14 protein-coding genes are annotated in these 18,724 nt (G+C 70.0%); 10 read left to right on the top strand and 4 right to left on the bottom strand.

The window, feature by feature from the left end:
• Positions 1 to 171: 171 nt before the first annotated feature.
• Positions 172 to 4,509, bottom strand: a complete 4,338-nt coding sequence (locus SREC43747_RS0105730) for an HAD-IC family P-type ATPase (RefSeq protein WP_051387739.1) — start codon at positions 4,507 to 4,509, stop codon at positions 172 to 174.
• A 17-nt stretch (positions 4,510 to 4,526) separates the two neighbouring features.
• The gene (locus SREC43747_RS21520) at positions 4,527 to 4,784 is read right to left on the bottom strand and encodes a hypothetical protein (protein ID WP_051387737.1); all 258 of its coding nucleotides are present in this window, start codon (positions 4,782 to 4,784) and stop codon (positions 4,527 to 4,529) included.
• Positions 4,785 to 5,565: 781 nt separating this feature from the next.
• Between SREC43747_RS21520 and SREC43747_RS0105720 the strand changes: the two genes are divergently transcribed.
• From SREC43747_RS0105720 to SREC43747_RS0105690, 7 genes are all read left to right on the top strand, one after another.
• Positions 5,566 to 6,381, top strand: a complete 816-nt coding sequence (locus SREC43747_RS0105720) for an SIR2 family NAD-dependent protein deacylase (protein ID WP_201768635.1) — start codon at positions 5,566 to 5,568, stop codon at positions 6,379 to 6,381.
• Positions 6,382 to 6,421: 40 nt separating this feature from the next.
• The gene (gene mobA / locus SREC43747_RS0105715) at positions 6,422 to 6,988 is read left to right on the top strand and encodes a molybdenum cofactor guanylyltransferase (protein ID WP_029720193.1); all 567 of its coding nucleotides are present in this window, start codon (positions 6,422 to 6,424) and stop codon (positions 6,986 to 6,988) included.
• 286 nt (positions 6,989 to 7,274) lie between these two features.
• Positions 7,275 to 8,366, top strand: coding sequence for an AAA family ATPase (locus SREC43747_RS0105710; RefSeq protein WP_051387735.1), 1,092 nt, complete (start codon positions 7,275 to 7,277; stop codon positions 8,364 to 8,366).
• An 11-nt stretch (positions 8,367 to 8,377) separates the two neighbouring features.
• On the top strand, positions 8,378 to 9,322 hold the full coding sequence (locus SREC43747_RS0105705; RefSeq protein WP_029720191.1) for a DUF58 domain-containing protein: 945 nt from the start codon (positions 8,378 to 8,380) through the stop codon (positions 9,320 to 9,322).
• Between the two features lie 2 nt (positions 9,323 to 9,324).
• Positions 9,325 to 10,305 carry a VWA domain-containing protein gene (locus SREC43747_RS0105700; protein WP_029720190.1) on the top strand — a complete coding sequence of 327 codons (981 nt, stop codon included), beginning with the start codon at positions 9,325 to 9,327 and terminating at the stop codon, positions 10,303 to 10,305.
• Positions 10,306 to 10,356: 51 nt separating this feature from the next.
• Positions 10,357 to 11,076 (top strand): MgtC/SapB family protein, encoded by a 720-nt coding sequence (locus tag SREC43747_RS0105695; RefSeq protein WP_029720189.1) that lies wholly within the window; start codon positions 10,357 to 10,359, stop codon positions 11,074 to 11,076.
• A 47-nt stretch (positions 11,077 to 11,123) separates the two neighbouring features.
• Complete coding sequence (locus tag SREC43747_RS0105690; protein ID WP_029720188.1) at positions 11,124 to 11,993, top strand: DUF72 domain-containing protein; 870 nt, start codon at positions 11,124 to 11,126, stop codon at positions 11,991 to 11,993.
• On the opposite strand, the gene SREC43747_RS0105685 is transcribed toward SREC43747_RS0105690, so the two are convergent.
• On the bottom strand, positions 11,994 to 12,542 hold the full coding sequence (locus SREC43747_RS0105685) for a DUF7144 family membrane protein (RefSeq protein ID WP_201768634.1): 549 nt from the start codon (positions 12,540 to 12,542) through the stop codon (positions 11,994 to 11,996).
• 55 nt (positions 12,543 to 12,597) lie between these two features.
• Complete coding sequence (locus tag SREC43747_RS0105680; RefSeq protein WP_029720186.1) at positions 12,598 to 15,453, bottom strand: FAD-binding and (Fe-S)-binding domain-containing protein; 2,856 nt, start codon at positions 15,451 to 15,453, stop codon at positions 12,598 to 12,600.
• A 181-nt stretch (positions 15,454 to 15,634) separates the two neighbouring features.
• On the opposite strand from SREC43747_RS0105680, the gene fabG reads away from it, so the two are divergent.
• From fabG to SREC43747_RS0105665, 3 genes are all read left to right on the top strand, one after another.
• Positions 15,635 to 16,342, top strand: coding sequence for a 3-oxoacyl-ACP reductase FabG (fabG, locus tag SREC43747_RS0105675; RefSeq protein ID WP_029720185.1), 708 nt, complete (start codon positions 15,635 to 15,637; stop codon positions 16,340 to 16,342).
• A 92-nt stretch (positions 16,343 to 16,434) separates the two neighbouring features.
• The gene (gene fabI / locus SREC43747_RS0105670; protein WP_029720184.1) at positions 16,435 to 17,202 is read left to right on the top strand and encodes an enoyl-ACP reductase FabI; all 768 of its coding nucleotides are present in this window, start codon (positions 16,435 to 16,437) and stop codon (positions 17,200 to 17,202) included.
• A gap of 92 nt (positions 17,203 to 17,294) precedes the next feature.
• A complete protein-coding gene (locus tag SREC43747_RS0105665; RefSeq protein WP_029720183.1) occupies positions 17,295 to 18,314 on the top strand; it encodes a ferrochelatase in 1,020 nt (339 codons plus the stop codon).
• The last annotated feature ends 410 nt before the right edge of the window (positions 18,315 to 18,724 follow it).

Raw genomic sequence — 18,724 nt, 5'->3', positions numbered from 1 at the left:
AGCACCCGCATGACCAAGTGCCGGACGAGGGACTCGATCAGCGCGACGGCCACACTGGTCACAACGGTGGTGAGGAAGTTCGGCATGGTCTCCGCTCCGTGGTTTCCTGCTGGACACCACCACCGTGCGCGAGCCCGGTTAGTCGGCCCTGGAGCGGAGGTTGCTGGAAATTTAACTCGGGCTGAAAAGACGCGGTGATCGCTTGACAGTCGACCACTTCTGCCACAGCAGCACCACCACGGCAGCGGCCAGGGCCGCGGCGAGGGCGATGCCCCAGTGCTGCGGCCACAGCGGCCGGTTGCCGAAGAAGTGGCTCAGCCCGGGGATCTGGACGAGGGCGGCGAGCAGCAGCAGCGAGCCGAGGCTGGCGGCGAGCACCGTCGAGCTGCGGTAGCGCGCGGCCAACGTCTGCGCCAACTGCGCGGCCACCAGCGCCACCAGTCCCGTGGTGCGCGCCTGCCCCGGAGTGCCGACCACCCGGGCCGCCAGCCAAGCCAGTCCCGCAGCGCCCGCCGTGACCGCAGCGCGCAAGCAGGTGTCGCGGGCCAGTGCTTCGCCCAGCGATGCCTCCGGTCCCTCGGCCAACAGCTGTTCCGGTGTGACGTGCACCGGCGGGCGCACCGCGATCGCGATGGCCGGCAGCACATCGGTGAGCATGTTGACCACCAGCAGCTGGCGGGCGTTCAGCGCTCCGCCGCCGAGCAGGCCCGTGGCCAGCGCGTAGCCGATCTCCCCCAGGTTGCCGCCGAGCAGGAGGGACAGCGCGTCGCGCACCGAGACCCACATGCCGCGACCCTCGATGATGCCGCGGGTGAGCGTTTCGATCCGGTCGTCGCTGACCACGAGATCAGCCGCCTGCCGGGCCGCGGAGGTCGCTCGCGAGCCGAAGGCGATGCCCACGTCGGCCAAGCCGATGGCGGGCACGTCGTTGGCGCCGTCCCCGGTCATCGCCACGGTCCTGCCGGTCTCCTGCAGCAGGCGGACGATGCGCGCCTTCTGCGCCGGGCTCACCCGGGCGAAGACGGCCGCTTTCGGCAGCACCTCGCGCAGCTCGGCGTCGTCCAGGGCTTCCAGCTCGGCCCCGGAGAGCACCCGGCGATCGCCCAGGATGCCCAGTTCGGTGGCGATGGCTTCGGCAGTGGTCGGGTGATCCCCGGTGATCATGACCACTTCGACGCCGGAGCGCTCGAGAGCGGTGACGGCCTCGGCCGCGGCCGGGTGCACCGGATCGGCCAAGGCGATCAGCCCCACCAGCTCCAGCTCGGCAACGCTGCCCTCGTCCAGGGTGAAGTCCTCGGGCACCCGGCGTTCGGCTATCGCCAGCACGCGGAAGCCCCGCAAGGCGAGGTCCTCGACACCGGCCTCCACCTGTTCGCGCCCGGTGGCGTCGAAGTCGCGGAGGCCGTCCGGATGACGCCATCCGCTGCACCGGTCGAGCACCACCTCCGGGGCGCCCTTGACCGAGAGCAGGCCGCCGCTGTGCACGGCGTGGAAACCGCGGGACGGCTCGAACGGGAGCTCGGCCGAAACGGGGTGCGCGGCAGTGGGAACCCCGGCTTCGGCGGCCCCGGAGAGCACCGCCTGATCGGTGGGGTGGGGGAGCGGTTGGCCATCGGGGCGAGGCGTGGCGCGCACCGCCGCCGCCAGGACGTCGCCCACCCAGCTCTCCGGTGAGCGGACGGGACGCTCCGCCACCCCGTTGGACACCGCCCCCAGCGCGATCTTCCCCTGGGTGAGGGTGCCTGTTTTGTCGAAGCAGAGCACATCGACCCGGCCCAAGGCCTCGATCGTGCGGGGGCTGCGCACCAGCACGCCGCGGGCGGCGAGACGACGAGCGGCGGCCAGCTCGGCCAAGGTGGCCACGAAGGGGAGTCCTTCCGGGACGGCGGCCACCGACAGGCCGATCGACCTGGCCACGGCTTGCGCCAGCGGGACCCGGCGCAGCAGGTCCATTCCGAACAGCACCACCCCGGCTCCGGCGGACAGCGGGAGCACTCGGGTGGTCAGCCGGGCCAGGCGGGCTTCCACCCCGTTCGGTTCGACCGCGGGGGCGGCGCCTGCCGAGCTCCTGCCGAGTTCGGTGTTCTCCCCGGTGGCCACGACGACCGCTGTTCCGGATCCACTTGCGACACTGGTGCCCTGGTACAGCATGCAGCGCCGATCAGCAGTCGTCGCGGCCGTCGTGGCCGCGGTGTCCTTGACGACCGGCAAGGACTCTCCAGTCAAAGTGGACTCGTCTGTTTCCAGGCCGTCCACTTCCAACAACCGGCAGTCGGCCGGGACCCAGTCGCCGGCCCGCAGTTCTATGACGTCCCCGACGAGCAGGTCCTCGGCCGGTACCAGTTCGGTCTTCCTCCCACGGCGCCTCCTGGCCAGCACCTGGTTGGTGGCCAGGAGCTGCTTGAGCTCGCGATCGGCGGAGACCCGCTGCGCGGCCTCCACCAGTGCGGAGATGCCGAGCACCGCGCCGATGAAAAGAGCGTCCAGCGGTGAGCCCAGGGCGGCCGACAACACCGCGCCCACGCCGAGCACCGGGGTCATCGGATTGGCCAAGGACTGCAGCACCGTGCCGGCGAAGCCGAGACCGGTCGGGCCGGAGTCGGCGTCCGTCTCTCTCGCTCGGGCCTGAGCTGCGGGCAGGCCCCGTTCAGAAGTGGCCAAGGTGCTCAGGACCGCCGCCACCGGCATGGTGTGCCACGGGATCCGGTCCTGCGGTACCGGCGGTGCCCGGTTGCCTGCTCGCAGGGCCAGCCACACGCCGGTGGCCAGGGAGAACAAGGACGTTCCCGAGCTGGCCACCGAAACTCGGGAGGAAGCTCCGCGAGCCGGGCCCAGCAGGGCGACGACCGCGCTCAGGCATGCCCCGGCGACAGCAGCTGCTGCCGCGTACCGACTCGCCTTCCGCGCCTCCTCCGTGGCGCGCAGCAGCAGGTGCACCAGAGCCGGGGTCGGGCAGAGGAGATCAGCGGCCCACGTCGGGTTGTCCTTTGTGCACAGTCCAATGCCAACATCGGCGGCGGCCAGCGCAGCAGCGGTACCGGAGGAGACGACAACGACGGTGGCCCCTTCGCGCTGCAACTGGCGCACCGAGTCGGCGAGCTGCTCCCCCGCGGGAAGCACCCGGTCCACCGCCAGCCGCTGCGCCAAGTGGTGATCGACGTCCGCGATCGCCACGGTCCCGACCGGTCGCGCCGCGGCGACGAGCTCCTCCGCCAGCGGGGCCAATTCGGCGATGATGCTCACCAGCGCGACCGGGCGATCGTCGTGCAGCAGCCACCACAAGTCAGCTCCCCGCGAGCGGTGCTCCTCGAAGGCAGCGCGCACGTGAGCGGGGAACCGCTGGACCCCTCCGGTGACCGGACGAGCGCTCCACCCGTCCCGGTGCCGGGACCGCCGCGGCCGCTGCGGGTCGATGACTTCGCTGGCGCGGGCGTAGTAGGAGGCCGAGTCGTCGGGGGCCGGGTCCAGCGGTACCACCGCATCGATCATCTTGCGCCCGGTGAGCAGCACCGGGGCGTCGAAGACCACCGCGTCGACCCGGTCGAGCCGGCGAACCGCCTCCGGCATCAGCACCAGCCCACCGCGGGTGGCCACGGTGGTGCTCAACTGGGCGGCGAACCCTTCTCGCCCGGACTTGGCGGCCCGGGGAACGCCGGCGCTGAGCACCGCGGACGCCCGTTGCGGATTCCGCGTGAGGGCCAGCGCGGCGCCGGATCCGGCCAGCGCGAGCATGCCCAGCGCATCGGCGGTGCGCTCCACCGGCCCGGGGCGCAGCGGCCGGGGGCGTGACCGGACCTCGAAGGAGGTGCCGTGGTCGGACGAGTCGGCCCAGTGCGCCCACGAGCGGTGCCGGGCCGCGGTTTCCCGGTACTTGACGAACCGGCTGGCCGTCTGGCTGATCGCCGAAACGGGGTTGCCGCTCACGCTGTGCACCAGGGAGTTGCCCAAGGTCAAGACGGTCTCGGTGGCGCTCGGGCCCAGGCGGCGTTCCAATCGGGCCCGAAACCGCGGAACCGAGTCCAGCAGGGAGAGGGAGCTCACCACCGCCGACGGTGCGGTCCGCACGGGGAGGACCGCGCTGAGCGCGGCGAACCCCACGCCGAAGAATTCGGCGGCGAGCGCGGTGAAGTCCTGCAACAGCACCTCGGCGTTGCCCGGGTGGTTGACGCTCGCCCGGGGGATGCCGGTCAAGTCGTGCTGCGCTTCCAGGTCGTTGATCAGGGGATGGAAGGCGCTGACGTCGACCACGTCGGGGTCGAAGCGGATCACCACCCTGCCCAGGGCAGGGTTCACCGTGGCGTGGTGCACCCCTTCCAGCGAGGTGAGCCGGTCGGCCAGTTCCTGGGCGATGGCTTCGGTTCCCGGTCTGTGCAGTCCTCGGACCTCGAGGTAGCACAACCCGTCGCGGTGCCACACCCGGCGTCCCGGGGAGAGCGAGGTCGTTGCCCGGAGCACGTCGACGACCGGCGCCACCGCCTGCCGGGCTGCCGCGAGCACCCGTCCGAGCATTCAGCTCTCCGGGGCGGTCACGCGCTCTTGCCCGAACCGGCCGGCTCCGCTTGCTGGCGCGCCATGCGCTGGACCAGCGCTCCGCCGACCCCGATGGCCACCGCCACCGGCCACTCGATCAGGCTGAACGCAGCACTGGCGGCCAACCCGCCGTAGAACAGGGCCTGCTCCCGGGAGGGCATGTTGGCGCGCACTGATTCCACAGCCGAGGTCAACTGCTGTCCACCCGGCAGCGCTGGCAGTTCGATTCGGCGGGTGCGCAGCTGCGCTGTCACGTAGGGGACCTGGATGCTCGGGCCGGACGGCCGGCTGCGCTGCTCGCCCGCTGCCCCCCGGGTGTTCGCGGCAGCTGGTTGCCGGGCGGTGGACCTGCGGGATTGCCTCTGCTGGCCACCCCGCGTTGTCCTCGAACTCGTAGTCGCCATGATCGCCCCCCGCTCAACCGTATTGGTCCTACCCAGCCTAAGCCGGATGGCCGTGTTGAGTAACCTGGAAGACCGGTCGGCGACTGGCCCGAACGGTGCATTTGCGGACTTCCGCCGGGGTTTCCCGGTGGTGGCAGGCGGTTCGGCCGCGGTTCGCGGGGCGCTGCGCCGGTGCGAGCGGGCCGAGGAGGCACCGCGAGACGTCCGGGAACGCGTTCGCGGTGAACGCTCCGAGCAGCGGGCTCTGCCCACTGCGGTGGCGTGCCCGGGGCTGGGGAAATCGTGCGCCCCCGTTCGCGTCAGCCGGCACGAGCGGCGTTGTTGACGAGCCGGGAATCCTGCGACGGCGGCAGCGGGGGAGTTCGGCGCAGCGAGCGCCGTCGAGTGCGCACCGCGGTGCGGCGGAAAGCGGGGATTGCCGCTCGAGCCGGAGCGTCCGCCCGCTCTCGGCGCTCGTGGCGGGTGATGGAACACCGCGGTGGAGTCCTGCGGTGCTCCGGGACTGGCTGCGGCCAGCTCGCGCGCCTGAGGAGTCCGTGGTTCTCGCCTCCTGCGGAGCGCAGGTCGTCCCGGGGTGCCCGGATTCACCGCAGGTGGATCGGCATGGCACGGTGAGGAGGTGACACGTGGCATGGACGCAGCAGCCGAGTGGCAGCGGGCGCGAGAACTGTTCAGCAAGGCACGCCGCATCACCGCGCTCACCGGCGCCGGGGTGTCCACTGCCTCGGGCATTCCCGACTTCCGGGGGCCCAACGGGGTGTGGACCCGCAACCCCGCGGCTCAGCGGCTCACCGACATCGACAGCTACCGCTCCGATCCGGAGGTGCGCCGGCAGGCCTGGCGGGACCGCGCGGAACACCCCGCTTGGCGAGCCCAGCCCAACCAGGCGCACCAGGCCTTCGTGCGGCTGGAGCAGGACGGTCGGCTGCGGGCGCTGCTGACGCAGAACATCGACGAACTGCACCAGCGGGCCGGTTCGGATCCGCGGAAGGTGCTGGAGCTGCACGGCACCCTCCACCGCACCGTCTGCTTGGATTGCGGCTCCCCCGGGTCCATGCGGGAGGCGTTGGAGCGGGTCGCCGCGGGTGAAGAGGACCCGGAGTGCGAGAGCTGCGGCGGCATTCTGAAGTCGGCGACGATTTCGTTCGGCCAGGCGCTGGACCCCGAGGTGCTGCGGCAGGCGCAACACGCCGCCCTGGACTGCGACCTGTTCCTCGCCGCGGGTACTTCGCTGACCGTGCACCCGGCGGCCGGGTTGGCCGAGCTGGCGGTGCGGGCCGGAGCGGAGCTGATCATCTGCAACGCGGAGCCGACGCCGTACGACGAATTGGCTTCGGCGGTGTTGCGCGGTCAGTTGACCGAGGTGCTGCCGGAGCTGGCGGAAGTGCCGCTGGTGGAATCGCAGGAGCCGCTGCGCACGTGGGGAGACCCCAGCACCTGGGAGTGATCCGTGATCCGGCCGGGCAGCGGTGTGCCAGCATCGAGGGGTGTCTGAGTTCGCGGCGGTCGTCCTCGCCGGTGGTGCGGCGCGCCGATTCGGCGGGATCGACAAGATGCAGCTGCGGGTCGGCGGTCGCACGCTGGTGGATCGGGTGCTGGAGGCGGTGGCGGACGCCGCTCCTGTTGTCGTGGTGGGACCGTCCAGGCCGGTCTCCGTCCCGGTGCTGTGGACGCGGGAGACCCCGCCGGGGAGCGGGCCGCTGGCCGGGTTGGCGGCAGGGCTGGCGCTGGTGCCGGAGAGCGCGGAGCTGGTCGCCGTGCTGGCGGGGGATCTGCCGCTGTTGAGCCATCGCACCGTGGCTCGGATGCGCGCGGCGCTGCTCGGTTCTCGAGCGGCTGGGGCGGTGCTGGTGGATCCCGCTGGGTACCCGCAGTGGCTGACCGGTGTGTGGCGAGCGGGGGAGTTGCGGCGGGCGCTGCCGGAGGACGTGCGCGACCGGTCGGTCCGCTCGGTGCTGGGGGAGCTCGGTCCGCTGCGCATTCCCGCGAGCCCTCGGGAAGCGGCGGATGTGGACACTCCGCAGGACCTGAGTCGGATCCAGCGCTACGGCTGAGGGCGCGCCGCTCGAGAGCTGGGGGAGGGATCGCCCGCAAAATTATAATTACTTCTATTCTTTCAGTGTTGATTGAAATTAAACCTCCTGGAGGCGCACCGGAACCGCACGGAGGGAAGAGCCCCGGTTTTACAGCAGTCACACCCGGAATGCGATTGGCTGAGAGCGGGAACCGCCCCGCTCGGGTGGACGACCGAGCACGTGCCAGGATCTTGAGTGGCGTGACAGGCCAGCAGAACACCGCCTGCGAACCAGTTCTCGGCGGGTGGGAACAGGAGGTTGGAAAGTGACCGAGGCCGGCAACGGGGAGAACGCCGACACGCGTCCGGCCGGGCAGGTGACGACACCGGCGCAGGACGCCCAGCTGCTGGAGCGCACCGTCTTCGAGGTCAAGCGGGTCATAGTCGGCCAGGACCGGCTCGTCGAACGCATGCTGGTCGGCCTGCTGGCCAAGGGGCACATCCTGCTGGAAGGCGTGCCCGGCGTGGCCAAGACGCTGGCGGTGGAAACCTTTTCCAAAGTGGTCGGCGGTTCCTTCGCCCGCCTGCAGTTCACCCCCGACCTCGTGCCCGCCGACATCCTCGGCACCCGCATCTACCGGCAGGGCAGCGAGAGCTTCGACGTCGAGCTAGGCCCGGTGGTGGCCAACTTCGTGCTGGCCGACGAGATCAACCGCGCGCCGGCCAAAGTCCAGTCCGCGCTGCTGGAGGTGATGGCGGAGCGGCACGTGTCGATCGGCGGCCAGAGCTTCCCCATGCCTTCGCCGTTCTTGGTGCTGGCCACGCAGAACCCGATCGAGAACGAAGGGGTCTACCCGCTGCCGGAGGCCCAGCGCGACCGCTTCCTGTTCAAGCTCCCCGTGGAATACCCCTCGGCGGAGGAAGAGCGGGAGATCATCTACCGGATGGGGACGAGCCAACCGGAGCCGCTGCAGGTGCTCGACCCGCAGGAACTGATCCGGCTGCAGGAAGTCGCCTCGAACGTTTTCGTCCACCACGCGCTGGTGGACTACGTCGTCCGCCTCGTGGTGGCCACCCGCACCCCGGCGGAGCACGGCTTGTCCGACATCGCCGGCTGGATTTCCTACGGGGCGTCGCCGCGGGCCAGTCTGGGAATCGTGGCCGCTGCCCGAGCGCTGGCGCTGGTGCGCGGACGGGACTACGTGCTGCCGCAGGACGTGGTGGACGTGGTGCCGGACGTGCTGCGGCACCGACTGGTGCTGTCCTACGACGCGCTGGCGGACGGCGTTCCGGCCGACCACATCGTGCACCGGGTGCTGCAGACGGTTCCGCTGCCCCAGGTGGCCGCGCGCCCGCAGAGCGGTGCTCCGGTGGCGGCGGGCTTCCGGCAGCCCCCGAGGGGGAACAACCAGCAGTGAAGGGGGAGACGGTGGCGGGATCCACGTCCGGAGACCGTCCCGCGTGGGCACCTCCGGTGCTGGACACCGGGCGGCTGGCGGCTGCGCTGCGCTCTTTGGAGTTGACCGTGCGCGGCCGGCTGGACGGGCTGCTGCAGGGCAACCACCTCGGCCTGGTGCCCGGACCGGGGACCGAGCCCGGAGAGGCGCGGGTCTACCAGCCGGGTGACGACGTGCGGCGGATGGACTGGGCGGTGACGGCCCGGATGGGCGAACCGCACATCCGGGAGACCGTAGCCGACCGGGAACTGGAGACCTGGGCCGCGGTGGACCTCTCGCCCAGTTTGGACTTCGGTTCCGCAGCTTGTCTGAAGAGAGAGCTCGCGATCGCGGGGCTGGCCGCTGTCACGTTCCTGACCAGCGGAGGTGGCAACAGGATCGGCGCGGTGGCGGACAACGGGACCGGTCCGGTGCGCCTGCCGGCTCGCGGTGGTGCGGAGCACGCGCGGGCGTTGCTGCGGCGGGTGGCGGAGATCCCCCGAGCGGAAACAGGGACCCGGGGGGATCTCGGGAAACTGCTGGAAGCACTGCACCGGCCACCGCGGCGCCGCGGTTTGGTCGTGGTCATCTCGGACTTCCTCGGGCCCATCGACTGGCAGCGGCAGCTGCGCAGTCTCGGTGCCCGGCATTCGCTGTTGGCGATCGAGGTGGTGGATCCGCGCGATGTCGAGCTGCCGGACGTCGGCACGGTGCTGCTGGTGGACCCGGAAACCGGCAAGCGCCGCGAGGTGAGCACCACTCCGCTGCTGCGCAAGGAGTTCGCCGCTGCAGCAGCCGCGCACCGCCGGGACGTGGCGACCGCGCTGCGCCGCGCGCGGTGCGCGCACTTGGTTCTGCGCACCGATTCGGACTGGGTCGCCGAGATCGTGCGCTTTGTCGTGGCCCGCAAACGAGGCTGGTCCGGGGGAGCGGCTTGATGTTGAGCCTGTCGGGGTTCGTCGCACCGTGGTGGTTCCTGCTGCTTTTCCTGCTGGCAGCGCTGGTGGTCGGCTACTTGTGGGCGATGCGTCGCCGCCGCCGGGATTCTCTGCGGTTCAGCAACTTCGAAGTGCTGGAGCGGGTTTCGGAGAAACGCCGCAGCTGGTGGCTGCACGTCCCACCGGCGTTGCTGGCGGTGTCGCTGCTGATGTTGGTGATCGCGTTGGCGGGGCCGACTTCCGAGCAGCGCGTGCCGCGCAACCGCGCCACCGTGATGCTGGCCATCGACGTTTCGCTGTCGATGAAGGCCACCGATGTGGAGCCCAGTCGCCTGGAGGCGGCCAAGGCCGCGGCGAAGGAGTTCGCCGACAAGCTCACGCCGGGCATCAACCTCGGGCTGGTTTCCTTCGCCGGGACCGCCACGGTGCTGGTGATGCCGACGACCGACCGGGCAGCGGTCAAGCAGGCCATCGACAGCCTGCAGTTGGCGGAGGCGACGGCGACCGGGGACGGCATCAACGCGGCGATGCAGGCGATCGACTCGTTCGGGAAGATGGTCAGCGGTCCGGCCGGAGCTCCGCCGGCTCGCATCGTGCTGATGGCCGACGGCGGTCAGACGATTCCGCGGGAGCTCGACGCCCCTCGCGGGGCGTTCACCAAGGCCAGGGAAGCCAAGCAAGCCGGCATCCCGATCTCCACGATCTCCTTCGGAACGATGCACGGCAGCGTCGAGATCGAAGGCGAACGGGAGTGGGTCGAGGTCGATGACGAGACGATGCGCGAGATCGCGGAGTTGTCCGGGGGCGAGTTCTACAAGGCTGCCAGCGCCGAACAACTCCGGGATGTCTACGACACGCTCGGCGAGCAGATCGGGTACGAGCTGAAGCGGACCGACGCCAGCAAACCGTGGCTCGTGCTGGGCACGTTGTGCGCGATCGTGGCCAGTGGTGTTTCGCTGGTCCTCGGTCGCCGGTTGCCCTGACGGCTGCATGATCGGCTGGGTTCTGCCCGCTCGGCGGGGTACGTTTCCGGCGTGCCCGATCCTGTCGTCTACGGGATTCGAGAGCTCCCGCTGCTGGTGGAGCTCGGTTCGGCGTTGCTGCTGTCCAGCCTGATCGGGCTGGAGCGGGAGTTCCGGGCCAAGAGCGCCGGGTTGCGCACGCACACCCTCGTCGGGGTGGGGGCGGCCTTGTTCATGCTGGTGTCCAAGTACGCCTTCGGGGATCTGCTGGCGTTCGACCGGGTGTCGCTCGACCCTTCCCGGGTGGCCGCGCAGATCGTGTCCGGGATCGGGTTCATCGGCGGCGGGCTGATCTTCGTCCGGCGGGACACCGTCCGCGGCTTGACCACGGCCGCCACGGTGTGGGTGGTCGCGGCGGTGGGCATGGCCTGCGGTGGTGGGCTCGTGGTGTTGGCGGTGGCCACCACGGCGGTGCACTACTTGGTGACCCTCGGCTATCCGATGTTGTTGCGGCTGCTGCGCAAGCAGTTGCGCGAGCCGCAGGTCATCCGGATCGGGTACCTGGAGGGGCACGGTGTGCTGCGCGAAGTGCTGAAGCTGTGCACCAGCCGCGGCTGGGCGGTGCTGGACATGCAGGTGGAGCGGGAGGACACCGACGACGGTCGGCAGCGCACGGTGGTCGTGGCGCTGTGGTTGCGCGGCAAGACCCCGGTGTCGGCGCTGGCCGCGGACATCGGTTCGCTTCCGGGGGTGCTGCACTTGAGCGTCGGGGACGGCGAGGCCTCGTTCTGAGCTGGTGTTGGCAGGCGGTGCCCGGTCGAGCTCGATACCGTCGGGTGGTGGGCAAGGTGTTGGTGGGCACCGCGTCGTGGACCGACCGGACGCTGATCGAGTCCGGCTGGTACCCGCCGGGCTGCGACACGCCGGCGAAGCGGCTGGAGTACTACGCCTCGCAGTTCCCGCTGGTGGAAGTGGACGCCACCTACTACAACCCGCCTGCGGAGAACACCGCCCGGTTGTGGGGCGAGCGCACCCCTGGGGATTTCACGTTCAACATCAAGGCGTTCGGCTTGTTCACCCACCACCCGGTCAAGCCGCAGTCGCTGCCCAAGGATCTGCGGCCGCGAACGGAGAAGTCGAACGTGTACCTGAGGGACTTGCCACCGGACGTGGTGGAGCAGATGTGGGAGCGGTTCCGCAACGCGCTGACCCCGTTGTGGACGGCGGGCAAGCTCGGAGCGGTCCTGCTGCAGTTCCCGCAGTGGTTCCCGATCAGCCGGGCGAACAAGCAGTACCTGTTGCACTGCCGGGACCGGGCGGCCCCGTACCGGGTGTGCGTCGAATTCCGCAACCACACCTGGATGGACGAACGCAATCGTGCCGAGACCTTGGAGTTCCTGTCCCGGCACGATTTGCCCTACGTGATGGTGGACATGCCCCAGGGCTATCCGAGTTCGATCCCTCCCGTGGTGGCCGCGACCTCGGACCTCGCGGTCGTCCGGTTCCACGGCCGGTCGCAGAACTGGGCCAGCAAGAGCATCCACGAGCGCTTCGGCTACCTGTACACGGAGCAGGAACTGCAGTCGTGGGCGGACGACCTCGGGGAGCTGGCGGAGCAGACCCGGGTCGTGCACGTGCTGATGAACAACTGCTACCGCGATTACGCGCAGGTGAACGCTGCTCAACTGGCCCAGTTGCTGACTGGTTGATCACAACATGGCTCTGGCGTTAGGGGATGGGACGACCAGTGCGTAGATGGTCAGCACGGACATCGCGATCACCAGGACCGACCACAGCGGGAAGGCTGCGAGGAAGGCCAGGTGACCGATCGCGCACAGGGTGGCCAGGGCGATCCCGGTGGTGCGGGCCCAGCTTTGGCCCATCATGGCGCCCGCTCCTGCGGCGAGCTGGACAACTCCCAGGGCCAGCCAGATCCACGCCCACGCCCCGAAGTTGAACACCAGCAGCTCCGAGGAGGTGACCTGGAAGTAGTCTGCCCGGAACAGGGCGGTGAGTCCGGCGATCACGTTGAACGCGCCGACCAGCACAAGCACTGAACCGGCGAAGGTCAGCCACCCGGAAACCGGTCGTTCTGACTCGCTGGGGGCGACCGCCCGGCTTTCTTGCCGCACGGTTTCTCCCCGCGGGGTCTCCTGCCGCGGGACTGTTGGGTGAGTGGTCTGCTGCTCGTTGCCGGTGCGACGGCGTTCGGCAGATGTCATGGTCTTGCCCCCCAATCGCGGTGTTTGCTTCCTCATTCCAGGGCACCTCTGCTGCGGTGGCGGGTGAAGAGACGAAAGTCCCGCGCAGGGGCTAGGCGACCCCCAGCGCCCGGGCCAGGAGCGTGGCCAGGTGGACCGGCTCGGCCGTGCTGGTCTGGCGCAGCTGGGTGCGGCAGCTGAAGCCGTCGGCGACCACGTGGGTGCCGGGTTCTGCGGAGCGGACCGCCGGCAGCAGCGCCTGTTCGGCGCAGGCCACCGAGACGTCGTAGTGACCGCGTTCGAAGCCGAAGTTGCCGGCCAAGCCGCAGCAACCGGAGTCGAGCACGCGAGCTCGCACGCCAGCGGCCTGCAGCACCGCCCGGTCGGCGGTGAAGCCCAGCTCGGCGTACTGGTGGCAGTGCACCTGCACCACCGCTTCGCCTGCTTCGGGCGGCTGTTGTTGACCGAGTTCTGGCTGCACCTGTTCGGCGAACGTGCGCGTGGCCGCGGCCAGGGCTTTCACGTCCGGATCGTCCGGGGCGACCTCGAGCGCGTCGTTGCGCAGGAAAGCGGTGCAGCTGGGTTCGAGCCCGACGACCGGTGTTCCGCGGTCGAGGTGGGGGCGCAGGCGCTGGGCGGTGCGGCGGACGGCTTTGCGAGCCAGGCCGAGCTGCCCGGTGGAGTACATCGTCAGGCCGCAGCACACGGGTGAGTCGGGGAGCGCCACCTGGTGCCCGAGTGCCTCCAGCGCGGCGACCGCGTGTTGGGCGATGAGCGGTTCGAAGTAGTTGGTGAAGGTGTCCGGGAACAGCAGGACCGGGGTGCCGTTGGTGTCGCTGCGCTCCGGGCGGGCTTTCCACCACAGCTGTAGTGGTCGTTCGGCCAGTTGCGGGAACTGGCGTCGCGGATCGATGCCGGCGAGTTGTTTGAGGGCCGGGGCGAAGTTGCTGCTCATCAGCTTGTTGGCGAGCTTGGGGACGCGACCCAGGGCGCGCAACCACAGCGGCAGCAACCCCATCGAGTAGTGCGCTGCGGGCCGCAGCCGTCCCCGGTAGTGCCGGTGCAGGAACTCCGCTTTGTACGCGGCGACATCCACCCCGACCGGGCAGTCGGTTTTGCAGCCCTTGCACGAAAGGCACAGGTCGAGGGCTTCTCGGACGGGTTCGGAGCGCCAGCCTCGATCGATGACCTCGCCCGCGAGCATCTCGAACAGCAGATGCGCTCTACCACGGGTGTTGTGCTTCTCTTCCTTCGTGACCCGGTAACTGGGGCACATCACCCCACCTGTGGTGTTCAGGCACTTGGCCATCCCCACGCACCGCCGAGTGGCAGTGGCCAGGTCACCGTTGTCCGCTGGCAAGGACAGCGTGGTGCGGGCGTCCATGCGTGCCGGAGCGCTCAACAACCGGAGGTCCGACTCCACCGGCTCGGGCCGCACGATGGTTCCCGGGTTGAGCAGGTTATCCGGATCGAAGGCGTCTTTGAACCGTTCGAACGCGCGGATCACCTGGGGGGAGTACATCCGGGACAGCAGAGCCGACCTGGCCCGGCCATCGCCGTGTTCCCCGGACAGCGATCCCCCGTGCGCGACCACGAGGTCCGCGGCGGCCTCCAGGAAGGACCGGTACTTGGCGGCCCCGGAGCGGGAGAGCAGGTCGAAGTCGATCCGCACGTGGATGCACCCGTCGCCGTAGTGCCCGTAGGAGACACCGCGGTAGCCGAACCGCTCCAGCAGGGCGTCGAACTCCCGCAGGTAGGCCCCCAGCCGCTCCGGGGGCACCGCCGCGTCCTCCCAACCGGACCACCGTTCCGAACCGCCCAGCCGGGTCGAGTAGCCGGACCCCTCCTCGCGGATCTTCCACAGGGCCGTCATCCGAGCCGGATCGGTGTGCACCACGCTGTCGGCCAGGCCCTCCATCGCCCGGGTGATCCGGGCTGCTCTTTCCTGCGCCTGCTGCGGGGTCTCCCCCGCGGTTTCGACCAGCAACCAGCTGCGACCGCTCGGGAGCAGCGGCAGGGCCGGCGAGTCCGGGTTGTGCTGCCGCACCACCTCCACCATCTCCGCGCTGAGCCCCTCGATCGCCAGCGCGTGCAAACCCCGCAGCTGGGGAACCTGGTCGGCAGCCGCGTACGCGTCGGCGAAGCCCAACACCGCCAGCGCCCGGGCGGCCGGCCGGGGGACCAGTTCCACGGTCGCGCTCAGCACGGTGGCGCAGGTGCCCTCGCTGCCCACCAGCGCTCGCCCGAGGTGGAAGCCGTTCTCCGGCAGCAGCTGGTCCAGGTTGTACCCGGAGACCCGCCTGGCCAGATCCGGGAAGTCGGAGCGGATCAGCTCGGCGGTGTCGTCCCGCAGCGCCCGCAGCTCCCGGTACAGCTGGCCGGTGCGGTCCTGTCGAGCGCACAGCCGCTGCAGCTCCTCCTCGGAGGTGGCGCCCAGTTCGAGCCTGGTGCCGTCGGCCAGCAGCACCTCCAGGGAACGGATGTTGTCCACGGTCTTGCCCCACGCCACCGAGTGGGTGCCGCAGGAGTTGTTGCCGATCATGCCGCCGAGCGTGCACCGGCTGTGCGTGGACGGGTCCGGGCCGAAGGTCAGCCCGTGCGGGGCGACGGCATCGCGCAGCACGTCCAGCACCACGCCGGGCTCCACCCGGGCGAGCCCGGCCTCGGGGTCGATGTCCAGGATGCGGTTGAGGTGGCGGGCGAAGTCGATGACCAGTCCGGGACCGCAGGCGTTGCCGGCGATGCTGGTGCCGGCCCCTCGACTGGTCACCGGAACCCCGTGCTCTCGGGCCACGGCGAGCGTGGCGGCGACGTCGTCCGCCGAGCGGGGGAACACCACGCCGAGCGGGACCTTCCGGTAGTTGGACGCGTCGGTGGCGTACAGGGCTCGGGTGCCGGGGTCGAACCGGGCCCACCCGGACAGTTCCGCGCGCAGTGCTGCCTGCAGGGGCGAAGGGTCAGTGACCATCACGGTGCTCTCCGTAACTCGGCTGGGTTCTTACCGCAGTCTGCCTTCCCGGCGTTCTGTAGATGAATCACGACACGGGCGCCGAAATTCTGTATGGAAGCCATGAGCGCCAGCGGTGCTGGAGGGGCTAGTGTCGCGCTGGAGCAGATCATTGGTCCGGTGATCGAAAAGGAGAGCCACAGTGGCAGGACGGTCCGTACTGGTGACCGGCGGTAACCGCGGTATCGGGTTGGCGATCGCCAGGGCGTTCCAAACCGCGGGGGACAAGGTCGCGGTCACCCACCGCGGATCGGGCGCACCGGAAGGCCTGTTCGGCGTGCGCTGCGATGTTTCCGATCCGGAGCAGGTGGCCGCGGCTTTCGACGAGGTGGAGGCCGCGCACGGCCGGGTGGAGGTGCTGGTCGCCAACGCGGGCATCACCGACGACGGACTGCTGCTGCGGATGGACGAGGAACAGTTCGGCAAGGTCGTCGACGTCAACCTGGCCGGGGCCTACCGGGTCGCCAAGCGGGCGGCCAGCAGCATGCTGCGCAACCGCAAGGGCAGGATGATCTTCATCTCCTCGGTGGTGGGGCTGTCCGGTGGGGCCGGACAGGTCAACTACGCGGCCAGCAAGGCCGGTCTGGTCGGCATGGCGCGTTCGATCGCCCGGGAGCTCGGGTCGCGCAACATCACCGCCAACGTGGTGGCGCCCGGGTTCGTGACCACCGACATGACCGAATCCCTGCCGGAGAAGCGCAAGCAGGAAATCCTCGGCCAGATCCCGCTGGCCCGGTTCGCCAGCACCGAGGAGGTCGCCGCGACCGTGGAATGGCTGGCCTCGGACGCCGCGGCCTACATCACCGGCGCGGTCATCCCCGTTGACGGCGGCCTGGGGATGGGGCACTGACATCCGGCCGCCGCGCGCACCGGACGGGAGCGTGCGCGAGTTCGACCTCGAGGCGCCGCAGCGCCTTGCGAAAGCACTTGCGGAGGAATTACGTGAGCGGATTGCTCGAAGGCAAAAGGATTCTGGTCACCGGTGTCATCACTGACTCCTCGATCGCCTTCCACGTGGCGAAGGTGGCCCAGGAGCAGGGGGCCGAGGTGGTGGTCACCGGGTTCGGCCGGATGAGGCTGGTGGAGCGGATCGCCAACCGGCTGCCCAAGCCGGCACCGGTGCTGGAACTGGACGTCACCAACGACGAGCACCTGGACAGCTTGGCCGACCGGCTGCGCAACCACGTCAGCGGTCTGGACGGCGTCCTGCACTCCATCGCCTACGCGCCGCCGTCCTGTCTGGGCTCGGAGTTCTTGGGCGCGCCGTGGGAAGACGTGTCCACCGCAATGCAGATCTCGGCCTATTCGCTGAAATCGCTCGCCGCCGCGACGCTGCCGCTGCTGAGCGAGAACGCCTCGATCGTGGGCATGGACTTCGACGCCCGGGTGGCGTGGCCGGCCTACGACTGGATGGGGGTGGCCAAGGCAGCGCTGGAGTCCACCTCGCGGTACTTGGCGCGGGACCTGGGGCCCAAGGGGATCCGGGTGAACCTGGTTTCGGCCGGTCCGGTGCGGACCATGGCGGCCAAGTCGATCCCGGGTTTCAGCGAGCTGGAGAGCAGTTGGGGCGACAAGGCCCCGCTCGGGTGGGACGTCACCGACCCCACTCCGGTGGCCAAGTCGGTGTGCGCGGTGCTGTCGGACTGGCTGCCCAAGACCACCGGATCGATGATCATGGTGGACGGTGGGGTGCACGCGGTGGGGTCGTGAACGCCAACGGGCGGAAAATCGCTGGTTGGCGTAGGCCACCTTGCACACCCCCCGAGGTGACATCGCCCGGCGCGCGCGGCCATCATGGGGTCGTGAGCTTTGATGCGCTGCTGTTGCTGTCGTTTGGGGGCCCGGAAGGGCCGGAGGACGTGCGGCCCTTCCTGGAGAACGTCACCAGAGGACGTGGTGTTCCACCGGAGCGGCTCGACGAGGTCGCCGAGCACTACTACCACTTCGGTGGTGTTTCCCCGATCAACCAATTGAATCGGGAGATGATCGCCGCCATCGAGGCGGAGCTTTCCGAGCAGGGCCGGAACCTGCCGGTCTACTTCGGAAACCGGAACTGGCACCCCATGGTGGAGGACACCGTGGCCAAAATGGCCCAGGACGGGGTGCGGCGTGCTCTGGTGTTCGCCACTTCGGCTTGGGGCGGGGTTTCCGGCTGCCGCCAGTACCACGAGGACATCGCTCGAGCCCGTGCCGCGGTCGGGCCCGATGCCCCGGAACTGGTGAAGATCCGCCAGTTCTTCGACCACCCGCTGTTCGTGGAAGCCAACGTGGACGCGGTGCAGCGGGCCTACGAGGCGCTCGACGAGCAGCACCGGGAGCAGGCCCGGCTGGTCTTCGTCGCGCACTCGGTGCCGATCAAGGCCGACATGCTGGAAGGCCCGGACGGTCGTCCGCAGTGGTACTCCCGGCAGGTGGCGGAGCTGGCGCGGTTGGTCGCCGAGCGGCTGGAGGTCGACGAGTACGACGTGGTGTGGCAGTCCCGCTCCGGGCCGCCGCAGGTCCCGTGGTTGGAGCCGGACATCTGCGACCACATCGAACAGCTGCACGGCAAGGGTGTGCAGGCGGTCGTGGTGGCCCCGATCGGTTTCGTCTCGGACCACCTGGAAGTGATCTGGGACCTGGACAACGAGGCCAAGGAAACCGCCGAGGAGCACGGCATGGGCTTCTCCCGGGCCGCTACCGCCGGTCCTGACCCGCGGTTCGCCAAGATGGTGGTGGAACTGATCGCCGAGCACACCGACGGCGCGGAGATGCGCAAGCTCTCTTCGATGCCGGCGGCGGGGTCTTCGGCCAACGGTCAGACTTGCGCTCCTGGTTGCTGAACCACCGGTGGTGCCGGTAGTGCCCGAGGGGCCACGTCGGCACCACCGCGGCGCGGCCGGTTGTTGACCTTGCTGGTGGGGCGACCTGCCCCCCTTGCTACCCGGTCAGCGACTTCCCGCCCGGCAGCGGAGGTGCCGGGACAGCGCTGCGAGCAGCGCCGGCCACGTTCGAGTGATGTTTCCGGTCACGGGGCGTGCGCGCGGGTGACCGCGGGGCCTCCTCGCAGGCCGGGACCGCTCAGCTCTTGCGGGCTCGGCCGGTCAGCGTCCGCACCATTTCGGCCACGGCCGCGGTTCGTGCGGTGCGGACCGCGTCGAAGAGCGGGCGGAGCGCCTCGGTGCGGGCTCGGATGGCCGAGGCGGCCCGCTGCGGGCCGGCAGCGACATCGCCTTCCTCGGTGGACTGATCA

The organism is Saccharopolyspora rectivirgula DSM 43747 (assembly GCF_000497205.1).
GTDB classification, from domain to species: Bacteria; Actinomycetota; Actinomycetes; order Mycobacteriales; family Pseudonocardiaceae; genus Saccharopolyspora; species Saccharopolyspora rectivirgula.
The sequence above is the reverse complement of the archived record's forward strand: the minus strand, read 5'-3'. Positions and strand labels throughout refer to the sequence as shown.

What these genes read in the sequence shown, in the direction of transcription:
- SREC43747_RS0105730 (WP_051387739.1), bottom strand. Translation starts at nt 4,509, where the DNA reads ATGCTCGGACGGGTGCTCGCGGCAGCCCGGCAGGCGGTGGCGCCGGTC.
- SREC43747_RS0105720 (WP_201768635.1), top strand. Translation starts at nt 5,566, where the DNA reads ATGGACGCAGCAGCCGAGTGGCAGCGGGCGCGAGAACTGTTCAGCAAG.
- SREC43747_RS0105685 (WP_201768634.1), bottom strand. Translation starts at nt 12,542, where the DNA reads ATGAGGAAGCAAACACCGCGATTGGGGGGCAAGACCATGACATCTGCC.
- SREC43747_RS0105680 (WP_029720186.1), bottom strand. Translation starts at nt 15,453, where the DNA reads ATGGTCACTGACCCTTCGCCCCTGCAGGCAGCACTGCGCGCGGAACTG.